Raw genomic sequence first — 12,133 nt, 5'->3', positions numbered from 1 at the left:
GGCTAAGATCGCTTACCCGATAGGTAACGGATCTCTTGCCTCGCCTCCTGCACCGTGCAGGAGGTTTTTTTTCGTCGACGGCCGTTCAACTGAACGCAGAAAGACGGTCAGTAGCAATCGGCAGCCTCACGATGAAGCGGGTGGACTCCTCCGTCGATTCACAGGAGATGGTGCCGTTGTGCTTTTCAATGATGTTTTTGCAGATGGACAAACCGATCCCCGTGCCGTTCTGCTTGGTGGTGAAAAACGGCTGAAACAGATTTTCCACGATCTCCGCCGGGATCATTTCTCCGTTGTTTTCGACGGTCAACTGCAGCCATCCGCCCTCGCAGTGGGAGATGACGCGGATTGACTTGTTCAGACGGGTCTGGACGGCATCAATGGCGTTGTTGAGCAAATTGACCATCACCTGCTTGAGACCTTCTTCGTAGCAGTACAGGGTACACGGTTCAATGTGCTTGTCAAAGCAAATGTTTTCCCCCACCAGCCGCGGCGTAATCAGCAGTTCCACGTCGTAGAGGACCTGTCTGATTTCCACCGTCTTGTATACCTCGTCCAGAATCGGCTTTTTCGAAAAGCTGAGGAAGCCGGTAATCTGCCGGTGCAAATTTTCAAATTCGTGCATGACCACCTGGATGTAGGACTGCAGCTTGTCCTGCCCCTGGGTGGATTCGGAGATCAGCTTCAGGAAGCCTTCTATCGCGCATAGTGGATTGCGCAGTTCATGAGCCATGTTGGCAGCGATTTTGCCCAGCATGGTTAATTTGTCGTTGTGCAAATAGGAGATGGTTTCTTCCTTTTGGACGAGCTCCTTGTTGATCATTTGCTCGAAGTGGTACACAGCCCAGTAGACGCTCTCGTCCATGGCTTTTCCCAACTGAGTTTCCAGGTACAGCATCTCTTCCGGCGCCAACGACCATTGCTGCAGTTCCGGACGGAGGACCCGCCAGAATACGTTCCGGTACAACTGGTACGTACGCAAAATCGATGAAAACGGGAACTCCTGTGAGCGCATCCACTCGCCCATGTCCAGCGACCAGGCCTGCATGTCACCGTCGACGTCTTCCACCAGATAGCGAGCCAGGAGCACAGTCCGCTTCTCGGCAAAATTGCGGGGAATCGTCAACGGAGTATCCATGCTGATCACGATTTCCTGCAGCCACAGCGTTGTGATCGTCGGCGTCATATCAAGAATTTTCTGTGAAACATCGTGAAGATTTAGAGACACTGTTTCCGCCATAGCTTTTCCCACCCCAACTTTAATCGTACGGAAGGACGCCCAGAAAAACAAGGTATGTTTATCCTATTTTTCACATTAAAATGTTTTTTATGGAAGTATTTTTCTACAAAAAACGCGTTTTCTCGCCTTTTTTCGGAAAGAAAAGCGCTCATTAGTCCGCAAACAGGCGCATAGAGTAAGAAGGACAAACTCAGACGGGCAGGGGAGGCGGAGATGGACGGGCAATTTTGGCTGGGGTTCGTGCACATTTTTCTGATAGACGTCGTGCTCAGCAGCGACAATGCCGTCGTCATCGGCATGGCCTGCCGGAGACTGCCGGAGCCGGAACGCCGGCGGGCTGTCCTCTACGGAACGCTCGGGGCCATCCTGATGCGCGTCCTGCTGACAGGCATGGCCACCTGGATGCTCGACATTCCGCTGGTCAAGGCGGTGGGAGGGGTGCTGCTCCTGTGGATTGCCTGCAAATTGATCTTCGGCGGGGGCCAGGAGGAGACGATCGAGGTCAGATACGGCAGCAATGTTGGCCAGGCAGTCAAGACGATCCTGTTGGCCGATTTTGTCATGAGCCTGGACAATGTGCTGGCAGTGGGCGGAGCTGCCGATGGGGATATTGTGCTGGTGATCCTGGGGCTGGGCATGAGCATTCCCCTCTTGATGTGGGGGAGCACCTGGATTTCGCGGCTGATGAACCGCTTCCACAGCTTGGTGATCGTCGGCGGAGGCATTCTGGCCTACACTGCGACGGACATGTGTCTGGAAGATCCGTACGTTTGGAACGCACTTAACCCGCTTCTTCTGAACCACGCCTGGCTGCCGCTGTTGGTGGCGGTGGCGGTAATGGCACTGGGCCGCTTCGGAAAAACGTAGGGAGACGAGGGAGGGCGAGCGGTGTTCCCGGTGATTTCGCGAGAAGGATCGGGGCATACTACAGGGTAAGAAGAAAGCCTGACGATGAAAGGATCCGATCGCAGATGAATACGGGTATCTTGATGTTGTGGGGCGTTTGGGACACGATCTACCAACGCTGCACGCGGCTCAGATACGTTGACAAAGACAACAACATATTTCGTGTCGTTTTATTGCGCTACCGGGGTGAGCCGCTCGTTACATCCGATCAACGCGTCATTCGCGACGGGGATCTGATTTTGAAACTGCATATCCACAATTACTATTTTGCCAAGCAAAGCCAAGGCGTAAAGGACGACCTGCGGCTGGTCTTGCTGCTCCGTCATCACATCATGCGCTCCCTGCCGCAGTTGGCGGCGTATCTGGATGGGCATAAGGATCGGGACCGCATCAAGGGCATCGTCGGTACCACCATGCTGCACAAGGGAGTGAAACCGCTCGGGTTTTCCATCTCGGACGTGCCGATGAACTGGTTTTTTCGCTACAAGCGCTGGTATCTCAGACTGATGGTGCGCCTGATCCATCCCGACGGCAAGCGGCGCATTCAGCGTTGGGACCGGGAGATGCCGCTGAAGCGGGTGTACATGTCCAAAGAGGAGTTGCTTCGCCGTTATCTGCCACGGCAGCAGGAACCGGCGGGTGATCGGCAGTGAACGGGAAGCGCCTGCTGGTTGTAACCGAGGAGTGGGCCGGCAGCGGACACCGGATGGCGGCGGAAGCACTGCGCGAGGCGGTGGTGGAACGCTGCCCCGACGTGTACGCCCGCGTGGAGGGCGGATTGCAGGCGGCCAGCCCGGCATTGCGGGAGTTGTCCCGTTTTTTTTATGGGCAGATGCTGCGCTATAGTCCAACGCTCTGGCAGCGTCTGTACGACCGCGAGCAGATGTGGGGTACGGCCCTCGCCAAGCCGATAGGGGCCTTTCTGGCGCGACGTCTTATCCGCGAACTGTTGGAACGGGAACAGCCGGACGTCGTCGCCGCCACTCACGCCTACTGCTTGCCCGCCCTGGCACACGCCAGGAAAAAGGCAGGCAAGCGGTTCCGGCTGGTCAGCATACCGACCGATTTCCACGTCCACAGGTTTTGGGTGCATCCCGAGATTGACGGTTACGTCGTGGCACACGAGCGGCTGGCGGAGCTTCTGGAGCGCCGTCACGGCGTAAAACGGGAAAGGATTCACGTATACGGCATTCCGGTGCGTCCGGTGTTTGCTGCGGCGGCGCGGGAAGAGAAAGCGTATTGGAAATCGCGGATGGGACTGTCGCCCGACCAGTTTACCGTACTGGTGTGCGGGGGAGAGGGCGGCCACGGCGGCATGGAGGAAGTGGTCCGGTCCTTGTTGAACGTGCCGGAACCGCTGCACATCGTGGTGATTACGGGAAAAAACGAGCCGATCAGGCAGCGGCTGTCGCTGCTCGCCGGACAGCTTCATCCGCTGCACCGCCTCGTGGTAAAAGGGTACGAGCCGTCCATTTGGGAGTGGATCGGCGCAGCCGATGCCTATGTCACCAAGCCGGGCGGCATCAGTTGTGCGGAAGCGCTGGCGCTCCGGACACCGCTGATCCTGTATCGGCCGCTGCCGGGGCAAGAGCGCCACAATTTGTCGTTTTTACTCCAGCATAAGGCCGCTGCGTGGGCGGAACGGTCCGAGGAGATTGCGCGTCTGATCGTTCGCTGGCGGTGCTATCCGGAAGAGCGGGAGGAGATGGTTCGCCGCATGGATGCTCTGCGTCAACCCGATGCGGCCCGGCGCATCGCCGACTTTCTGCTCTCGCTATAACGCTATAAATTGCCAGTGAAATCCCTGCTCTGACAATGCATGAAGCTATCGGCCATCACACATATTAAAGCTACAAACAACGAGGAGGTGAACACAGATGCCGAACAACAACCGTTCCAGCAACAACCTGCTGGTGCCGCAAGCCAACCAAGCTCTGGACCAACTGAAGTATGAAATCGCTGCCGAGTTTGGTGTACAACTTGGCCCAGACACCACTTCCCGTCAAAACGGTTCTGTCGGAGGAGAGATCACCAAGCGTCTGGTGTCCTTCGCTGAACAACAACTTGCTGGCCGTGCATAACCAAATAGGTTGGATGTGGAAAGGCACCTGTTCGGGTGTCTTTCCTTTTTGTTTGATCATCTGTAAAAAATTACAAAAAGTGGGTGGACATCATAGGAGAATATTTTGCCCCCCTTTGCTGAATCTAAAGGTGCTAGGAGGTGAAGGCAAATGACCGTCGCATCGCAAGTAAAACAAACGCTGGCCAGCCTGAAAGGGGCACAGGCCAACCTGGAGCAGTTTGCACTCAGCACGCAAAATCAACAGGCCAAACAATTGTACACCCAAGCGGCCCAGCAGACGCAGTCGATCATCGACAATCTGCAGCAGCGGGTAACGGAACTGGAAAACGAAGAACCTCAATACAAGGGATTTTAAACGGTTTGTTCGCAGGACGGGGGGAGGCACGCTCTCTCCTCTCCCGCGTCAAGCCAGGAGGTGAACACAATGCCTGAGTGGCTCAACCTTGTCATCCGCTCCGTCGTGGCACTGGTGTACCTGTTCATTTTGACAAAGCTGATCGGCAAGCGGCAGATCAGACAGCTTACATACATCGAGTACATCGTGGGCATTTCGATCGGGTCCATTGCGGCATTCATGGCCAGCGACATGGACGGTCCGATCTATCACAGCCTCGTAGCCATGACGATCTTTGCCCTCATTCCGGTAGCCATAGAGTGGCTTTCGCTGAAAAGCAAGAAGATCAGGGACGTAGTGGAAGGAAAGGCTACCATTCTGATCAAGGACGGCAAGATTTTGGAAGACAACCTGAAAAAAGAGCGGCTGACGGCGGAAGACCTGATGGAGCAACTGCGGATGAAAAACGTGTTTCGCTTGGCGGACGTGGAATTTGCGCTGATGGAGACGAACGGCGAAATTAGCGTACTGCTCAAATCACAGCATCGGCCGGTCACCCCGCAGGATCTCGACCTGCCTGTTGCACAGGCGGAGGAACCACAGGCGGTGATCATGGACGGCACCATCATGGACGAATCGCTGGCCAATCTGGGACTGAACCGCAACTGGTTGCGCATGGAACTGCAAAAAGCGGGTGTGGCCCTGGAGAACGTGTTTCTTGGCCAGGTAGACCGGGCTGGACAGCTCTATTTGGATTTGTACGATGACAAGATCAATGTGCCTCCCCCCCAAGCATTGAAGCTGACCTACGCGCTTCTGAAAAAGTGCCAGGCCGATCTGGAGATGTTTGCCTTGTCGACGAAAGACAAGCAGGCCAAGCAGGTTTACGAAAAGGACGCGGAGCATCTGCAGCGCGTGATTGATCAGGTGAAGCCGTTCTTGACCCAATGAGGAAAGGAGGGGTATAGGTGACGGACCAAAAAAAGAAAAAGCTGACGCCCACCCAGCAGCAGTATCAGCAGTTGGCCAAACGGCACGAACCGCCGCGCCCCTTGTTGAAAAACTTTGTCCGGGCGTTTCTCGTCGGCGGACTGATTTGTGTGCTGGGGCAGGCCATTCAAGAAGGTTTTATCCATTACTTTCACTTTACCGAAAAAACAGCAGGCAACCCTACCGTGGCAGTGCTGATTTTTCTCTCCGCCCTGTTGACGGGACTCGGGGTGTACGATCGCATCGCCCAGTGGGCAGGGGCCGGAACCAGCGTGCCGGTGACCGGCTTCGCCAACTCCATCGCATCGGCGGCGATCGAACATCGCAGCGAAGGTTTTGTGCTCGGGGTGGGCGGCAACATGTTCAAACTGGCCGGATCGGTCATCGTGTTTGGGGTGATGTCCGCGTTTGTGATCGGGTTGATTAAAACGCTGATGAAAATGGGAGGGTAGAGCATGAGACAGGGGCATCAATCATGGGTCTTTCCTTCCAGGCCGGTGATCGTCGGGGCGGCGGCGATCGGCGGCCCGTTTGAAGCCAAAGGACCGTTGGCCGACGATTTTGACACGCTGCACGGCGATTTGATGATGGGGCAGGACAGTTGGGAAAAGGCCGAGAGGGTCTTGCTGGAGGAAGCCTGCGACAAGGCGGTGGAAAAGGCGATGCTGCGAAAGGACGACATCCACTTCCTGCTCGCCGGCGATCTGACGAACCAGCTTATCACCGCCAATTTTTCGGCTCGCACGCTGGGGATTCCCTATCTGGGCCTGTTTGGAGCCTGCTCTACCGCGATGGAAAGTCTGGCACTGGGGTCCCTGCTGGTGGATAGCCAGTCGGCCGATTACGTGCTGGCCGCAACCGCCAGCCACAACGGATCGGCGGAAAAGCAGTACCGCTACCCGACCGAGTACGGTTCGCAAAAACCGCCCACAGCCCAATGGACGGTCACAGGGGCGGGAGCGGCGGTCATCGCCCGCCAGGGAAAAGGACCGCATGTCGTGGCCGCCACGATTGGGCGTGTGGTGGACATGGGGTTGTCCGATCCGTTCAACATGGGAGCGGCCATGGCACCTGCTGCCTTGGATACGCTGGAAGCTCATTTCCGCGACCTGGGGCTGCCCCACGATCATTACGACCTGGTGGTGACCGGAGACCTGGGGAAGGTGGGCCATTCCATTCTGTCGGAACTGCTGCCCAAGCACAATCTCCACATTCCGCTGGATCGTTACCAGGACTGCGGCCGGATGATTTACGGCGACAATCCTGTCGTCTGGTCGGGCGGCAGCGGATGCGGCTGTGTCGCTACCGTCACGTATGGCCATCTGCTCAACCAAATGAAGGCGGGCAAGTGGAGACGAATCCTGGTGGTGGCGACGGGTGCGCTGCTTTCTCCCATCTCCTATCAGCAGGGAGAGAGCATTCCGTGCATTGCCCACGCCGTGGCAATCGAATCAGAGCCGAATGAGGAGGGATAACGTGACGTTTTTCTGGGCGTTTTTGGTAGGAGGAACCATTTGTCTCATCGGCCAGTTTTTGCTCGATGTCGTCAAGCTGACGCCAGCCCACACCATGTCCTCATTGGTGGTGGCCGGGGCCGTGCTGGATGGCCTCGGCCTGTACGATCCGCTGATCGAGTTTGCCGGCGCCGGGGCCACAGTCCCCATTACCAGTTTTGGCAATGCACTGGTGCATGGTGCGCTGGCGGAGGCGGAAAAACATGGATTGGTGGGGATCATCACCGGCATTTTTGAGGTGACCAGCGCAGGCGTCTCCGCTGCGATTGTGTTCGGCTTTTTTGCCGCATTGGTTTTCCGTCCCAAAGGATAGCGAAACAACAGTGCAATTTTCCAGAGCTGGCAGAAAGCTTGAATTGAACCGCATTCATCCCAACAGCTAGAATGGTGGCTTGAGGAGGGATGAACAGTGTTCAAGCGAAAACCGTTAACCTCCCTGCTGTTGACGCTTGTTGTCGCGCTGCTGATGACGGCGGCGCCTGCTTCGGCGGCCCCCTTGCTGAAACAAGGGAGCAAGGGCGGAGACGTCTGGGACTTGCAGTACCGGCTGCAGGTGCTTGGATACTACCAACAGCCGCTGGATGGAAAATTCGGACCGCACACCCGCCAAGCCGTCAAGCAGTTTCAGCGCAACTACGGTTTGGTTGCCGACGGGATAGCCGGCAGGAATACCTGGCGGACGCTGAAAAAAGTATCGGTCAACCGGGAGGAAATGATACTGCTGGCCCGCCTGGTACATGCGGAAGCGCGTGGTGAGCCGTACGTCGGACAGGTGGCTGTAGCCGCTGTCGTCATGAACCGTTTGCAGTCGCCGCAATTTCCTCATACGATAAAGGGCATCATCTTTGAGCCGTACGCCTTTACCGCGGTGGACGACGGCCAGTTCTGGCTCGCTCCCAATCAAACGGCGTATCGTGCAGCGTACGACGCGGTTCGCGGCTGGGACCCGTCGGGCGGTGCCCTGTACTACTTCAACCCGGCTACGGCGACATCCCGCTGGATTTGGTCCCGCCCGCAAATCAAACGGATCGGTCAGCACATTTTCGCACGATAATACACGTAACGGAGCGATGGAATTGTCATGCGACCAATTCTCACGGTTTCCACCCTGCTGATTGCACTGTACGCCCCCGTCTCGACGGTTTCGGCCAAGCAGCCGGAAGAGGAAGCGTCTGTCCTTTTGTACGTAAACCTGTGGAAGAAGCGTCTCTACCTGCAAACGTCAACAGGAGAAGTGCTGGCGTCTTTCCCGATCGCTCCCGGCGCCGTCGATACACCTTCGCCGATCGGAGTCTATTCCGTCATTCAGAAAGCGAAAAACTGGGGCGGAGGATTCGGGTCCAGGTGGTTGGGCATCAATGTGGAGTGGGGAACGTACGGTATTCACGGCACCAACAGACCGGAGCAAATTGGGCGTTATGTCAGCCATGGCTGCTTTCGGATGCGAAACCAAGACATCGAAAAGATCTATCCGCATGTCCGCATCGGAACACCGGTCATCATCGATGGACCGATCATGGGGCATGAGCGGCTGACCTATCGCATTCTGGTTCCGGGGAGCCGCGGCTCACTGGTCAAGCTGGTGCAAAATCGCCTGAAGGCTGCCGGTTACTACGGGGGCAAGGTTCACGGCCGTTTTGACAAGCAAACGGAGCAGGCCGTCTTTCGGTTCCAGAAAGGAGAAGGTCTACCCGTTACAGGCCAGATCCGATTTGAGGATTTGGTACATTTGGGCATTGTCGAGTAACCCCTTTCCTGCAAACAGGAAAGGGGTTTTCCTTTTTGACGGGAAATCGGGAAATCGCTGGAGAACATTGTAGGTTGTTTTCTGACAATTTTCCGATAGAATGAAACGAGAGAAAAATCAGCATGTTTGTTTCAGGAGGTTGATGATGAGAAAGCTGCTGATCCTGGCCTCTCTGGCAGCCATCTTCGGGATGGGCGCGCCGGCGGCAGAGGCGGAGACAACACCTGTAACCACACCATTTGCTGACGTTGACGGACATTGGGCAAAAAAAGAAATCAACAACCTGTACATAGCGGGGGGCGTTGAACGGGCGGAGCGCTTCCGTCCGGACGATCCGGTCACCCGCGGCGAATTGATCGCAATGTTTCTCAAGGCAAAAGGGATTAAGCCAGTGGCGGGCAATACCTCGCCGTTTGCAGACGTGCCGCGTGACAGCTGGCTGGCCCCCTACGCCGACACCGCATACCGGCTGGGGATCATCCACGGCCAAAAGATAGGCGGTCGAGTGTACCTGCATCCCGGCAATCCCGTTCAGCGGGAAGAACTGGTCTCCATCCTGACACGGGCGACCGGAGACAGCGGAAAGGTAAACCAGCTCGGCTGGACGGCTTCCTACAAGACGCTTTTGCATTATCCCGACGGGCAAGCAGTGGGGGAAGTGTTCCAGCGGCCGTTTGTGTACGCGCTGAAGAACGGTCTGGTCGGTGCCTATCCTGACAGCACCCTGAAGCCGGACAAGCCGATGACCCGAGCGGAAGCAGCCACGTACGCCGCCCTCCATCTGCTTCCCGACAAGCCACAGGCAGCGCAGCAGAGACTGGCCAATATCGGTACGCCGTACGAACGGATGCTGACGGTGCAGACGACGGCGTACAGCTACCCGAGCGACAACGTGTTCTCTTATCTGGGCTACCCGCTGCGCAAGGGTGTCGTGGCGGTCGACCCCAACGTTATTCCGCTGGGAAGCCACCTGTACATTGAAGGGTACGGCTACGCGGTCGCGGCCGACATCGGAGGGGCGGTCAAACAGCATCACGTGGACCTGTTCCTGCCGACCCTGCAGCAAGCGCGAAACCACGGTCTGCAAAAGAATGTGCGCGTTTATATTCTGGATTGACAACCCATACATGGAACATAATTCCCACTCTTTCCATTCATACTAACAGGGAAAGGGTGGGATTTTTTGATGGTCTGGCTGATCGTGGGCTTCCTTGCTCTGGTAGCGATAATAGCTGTGACGCCGATACGGATCGCGATTGCCTACAATCGGGTCGGGGAAAACGACCATCTCGTGGTGGAAATCTCCGCCTGGTTTCGTCTGATTAGGAGAAAGTACGAACTGCCGGTCCTGCTGCTGAAGCAGACGCAGGAAGGGACGGAATTGAAAGCGAAGGTCGAAAAGGTGAGCGGGCAGTCGGTGATGGACGAATCGATTCAGGACGTCACCTCCAGACAGGTGAAGCAGTGGAAAAACAAGTACCAGGACCTGCTGAAACGGGTGCATGACCTGCAGCCGGTAGTACGGGCGTTTGTGCGTCAGATCCGCTGTTCCCGCCTGGAGTGGCATACCGTGTTGGGAACGGGAGAAGCTGCGGAAACAGGCACGCTGTTGGGGCTCGCCTGGGGAGTCAAAAGCATGCTGGTGAGCGTCTTTTCCGGCGCTGTCTCGCTGCGCAGCATTCCGCGTCTCAGTGTGCAGCCGGTCTGGAACCAGGCAGTGATCCGGACACAGTTTCGCTGCGTTTTGCATGTTTGGCTGGGACACGTGCTGTTGGCCGGCATACGGCTGCTGCTTCGCTGGCAAATCGGACGCCGGCGCGAGTGGAAAACGGCGCCGACCGAGGCATGAAGCTGTTACAATCGACGTCCGGAAGCGGACTGTGCTCGTTTTCCCAAAGCGGATGACATCAGTCCCCCGGTACATGCCCCGTTCTTGTTTTGGGCATGCTAACAAATGCTTATGAAGACACGCTCAGACGGAGATTTCATCTCGACAAGGAGGAAACGGCATGGCAGACCATCCCATTCAGGGATTAATGAGAACCGCAATGGAAAACATCAAGCAAATGGTGGATGTCAATACAATTATCGGTGATCCAGTGGAGACGCCGGACGGCAGCGTAATACTGCCGATCTCCAAGGTTGGGTTTGGTTTCGCAGCGGGAGGAAGCGAATTCCAGTATGAGAAGGATCATGCCGGAGTCCTCGGCCATCCGTTCGGCGGGGGAAGCGGCGGCGGGGTGTCGATCACGCCGGTGGCGTTTTTGGTCGTGGGCAAGCAGGGAATTCGCTCGATTCCGTTGGAAAATACGACCCATCTGTACGATCGGATACTGGACTCGATTCCGCAGGTTGTGGACAAACTGCAGAGCTTGATGGGCAAGAAAGAGCAGGCGTCCGTGACGTCCACCACGTATATCACCGACGCGGACGAACACGACTTGGAAGAACTGATCAAGCGCAGCTAAACGAAACCGACCATATGAAAACAACAGGTATGCCGCATGAAAGGCATACCTGTTGTGCATTGCAGGCGTAATTCTTATATATGCTGTAAGTCCGTCCTGCTGTGACGCCATCACCACAATTGATTAACGAACAGGCCGGTGCTGGCCGCGTGCCGGAAAAACAGGTTCGGCAGCAAGGACGATTCGTACGCATTGACACCCGTTGGTGTCCGGGTGCGGCGTACATAGCCCCCCGAAGGAGCGGCCTGCAGGCGATCCGCCACCTGCCGAAACGACTGTGTCAAGTCCTGCATCGCTTGTTCAAAGCCGGCGTAATCCTGGGCGACTCCCTGGCGGAAAGCGGCGTCGTCCACAGCCAGGCTGCCGTCCTGCTGCAGCCGGATGCCGTATTTGGGCAGTACGCTTTGTGCGGCCCGGGTAATGCGAAAGAAGGTATCGTCCGGACCGGGTGCAAACGAATCGGGACGCTCCCGCCAAAAGCGCTGCAGCCGATTGTATCGATCCGTCAGTTGACGCGTCCGACGCAGCAGCTCGTCCACGTCTGGTGCGGCACCGTCTGTATTGCCAAGACTCCTTTGACGGGATGGGGCAAACTGCCGTGCCGCCAGTTCCAGTTCCGTTGAGTACCGGTAGAAGCGGGACAAAACATTGGCCACCTCCACCGTCCACTGCCGCTGTTTGGCGAAAAACGGGTGCAGACTGTAGCCGCGAATGGGCTCGACGGGGGCGCTCAGCTTGGCCTGGGCCATGTGGGCGCGGTAGCTGTCCACCCTGTACCGGTACGGCACTTGGCTGATCGCAGCCGGTCTCATGACGATCTCCTCCCTTCAGCGTCGGATTGTTTCTCCTTC

At 56.8% G+C, this 12,133-nt stretch carries 16 protein-coding genes; 14 read left to right on the top strand and 2 right to left on the bottom strand.

The window, feature by feature from the left end; translation table 11 throughout:
- Window positions 1–85: 85 nt before the first annotated feature.
- The gene (locus IRT44_RS00435) at window positions 86–1,240 is read right to left on the bottom strand and encodes a sensor histidine kinase (RefSeq protein WP_171567607.1); all 1,155 of its coding nucleotides are present in this window, start codon (window positions 1,238–1,240) and stop codon (window positions 86–88) included.
- Window positions 1,241–1,453: 213 nt separating this feature from the next.
- On the opposite strand from IRT44_RS00435, the gene IRT44_RS00430 reads away from it, so the two are divergent.
- From IRT44_RS00430 to ytfJ, 14 genes are all read left to right on the top strand, one after another.
- A complete protein-coding gene (locus IRT44_RS00430) occupies window positions 1,454–2,107 on the top strand; it encodes a TerC family protein (protein ID WP_230077257.1) in 654 nt (217 codons plus the stop codon).
- Between the two features lie 104 nt (window positions 2,108–2,211).
- Window positions 2,212–2,799 (top strand): YkoP family protein, encoded by a 588-nt coding sequence (locus tag IRT44_RS00425; protein ID WP_171567605.1) that lies wholly within the window; start codon window positions 2,212–2,214, stop codon window positions 2,797–2,799.
- Window positions 2,796–3,926: an MGDG synthase family glycosyltransferase gene (locus tag IRT44_RS00420; protein WP_230077256.1), complete on the top strand. Its 1,131-nt coding sequence runs from the start codon at window positions 2,796–2,798 to the stop codon at window positions 3,924–3,926. Before IRT44_RS00425 ends, IRT44_RS00420 begins: the two co-directional genes overlap by 4 nt.
- 97 nt (window positions 3,927–4,023) lie before the next feature.
- On the top strand, window positions 4,024–4,227 hold the full coding sequence (locus IRT44_RS00415; RefSeq protein ID WP_171567604.1) for an alpha/beta-type small acid-soluble spore protein: 204 nt from the start codon (window positions 4,024–4,026) through the stop codon (window positions 4,225–4,227).
- A 150-nt stretch (window positions 4,228–4,377) separates the two neighbouring features.
- Complete coding sequence (locus IRT44_RS00410; RefSeq protein ID WP_171567603.1) at window positions 4,378–4,584, top strand: DUF1657 domain-containing protein; 207 nt, start codon at window positions 4,378–4,380, stop codon at window positions 4,582–4,584.
- A 69-nt stretch (window positions 4,585–4,653) separates the two neighbouring features.
- On the top strand, window positions 4,654–5,514 hold the full coding sequence (locus IRT44_RS00405; protein ID WP_212132760.1) for a DUF421 domain-containing protein: 861 nt from the start codon (window positions 4,654–4,656) through the stop codon (window positions 5,512–5,514).
- Window positions 5,515–5,531: 17 nt separating this feature from the next.
- Window positions 5,532–6,005 (top strand): stage V sporulation protein AC, encoded by a 474-nt coding sequence (spoVAC, locus tag IRT44_RS00400; protein WP_230077255.1) that lies wholly within the window; start codon window positions 5,532–5,534, stop codon window positions 6,003–6,005.
- A gap of 3 nt (window positions 6,006–6,008) precedes the next feature.
- Window positions 6,009–7,028: a stage V sporulation protein AD gene (gene spoVAD, locus IRT44_RS00395; protein ID WP_171567600.1), complete on the top strand. Its 1,020-nt coding sequence runs from the start codon at window positions 6,009–6,011 to the stop codon at window positions 7,026–7,028.
- A gap of 1 nt (window position 7,029) precedes the next feature.
- On the top strand, window positions 7,030–7,380 hold the full coding sequence (gene spoVAE / locus IRT44_RS00390) for a stage V sporulation protein AE (RefSeq protein ID WP_171567599.1): 351 nt from the start codon (window positions 7,030–7,032) through the stop codon (window positions 7,378–7,380).
- 153 nt (window positions 7,381–7,533) lie between these two features.
- On the top strand, window positions 7,534–8,121 hold the full coding sequence (gene sleB / locus IRT44_RS00385) for a spore cortex-lytic enzyme (RefSeq protein ID WP_171567608.1): 588 nt from the start codon (window positions 7,534–7,536) through the stop codon (window positions 8,119–8,121).
- 27 nt (window positions 8,122–8,148) lie between these two features.
- Window positions 8,149–8,814 (top strand): L,D-transpeptidase family protein, encoded by a 666-nt coding sequence (locus IRT44_RS00380; RefSeq protein WP_230077254.1) that lies wholly within the window; start codon window positions 8,149–8,151, stop codon window positions 8,812–8,814.
- Window positions 8,815–8,959: 145 nt separating this feature from the next.
- A complete protein-coding gene (locus IRT44_RS00375) occupies window positions 8,960–9,931 on the top strand; it encodes an S-layer homology domain-containing protein (protein ID WP_212132758.1) in 972 nt (323 codons plus the stop codon).
- A gap of 69 nt (window positions 9,932–10,000) precedes the next feature.
- Entirely contained in the window at window positions 10,001–10,663 is a 663-nt protein-coding gene (locus IRT44_RS00370) for a DUF2953 domain-containing protein (RefSeq protein WP_230077253.1), read from the top strand.
- A 160-nt stretch (window positions 10,664–10,823) separates the two neighbouring features.
- A complete protein-coding gene (gene ytfJ / locus IRT44_RS00365) occupies window positions 10,824–11,282 on the top strand; it encodes a GerW family sporulation protein (RefSeq protein ID WP_171567121.1) in 459 nt (152 codons plus the stop codon).
- Window positions 11,283–11,392: 110 nt separating this feature from the next.
- Here the strand turns inward: ytfJ and IRT44_RS00360 are convergent, their stop codons facing one another.
- Window positions 11,393–12,094, bottom strand: a complete 702-nt coding sequence (locus IRT44_RS00360; RefSeq protein WP_171567120.1) for a hypothetical protein — start codon at window positions 12,092–12,094, stop codon at window positions 11,393–11,395.
- Window positions 12,095–12,133: the final 39 nt, after the last annotated feature.

The organism is Brevibacillus sedimenti (assembly GCF_020923495.1).
In the GTDB taxonomy this organism is placed as follows: domain Bacteria; phylum Bacillota; class Bacilli; order Brevibacillales; family Brevibacillaceae; genus Brevibacillus; species Brevibacillus aydinogluensis.
Note: the sequence above shows the minus strand (reverse complement) of the source record. Positions and strands in the feature narration are given on the sequence as shown.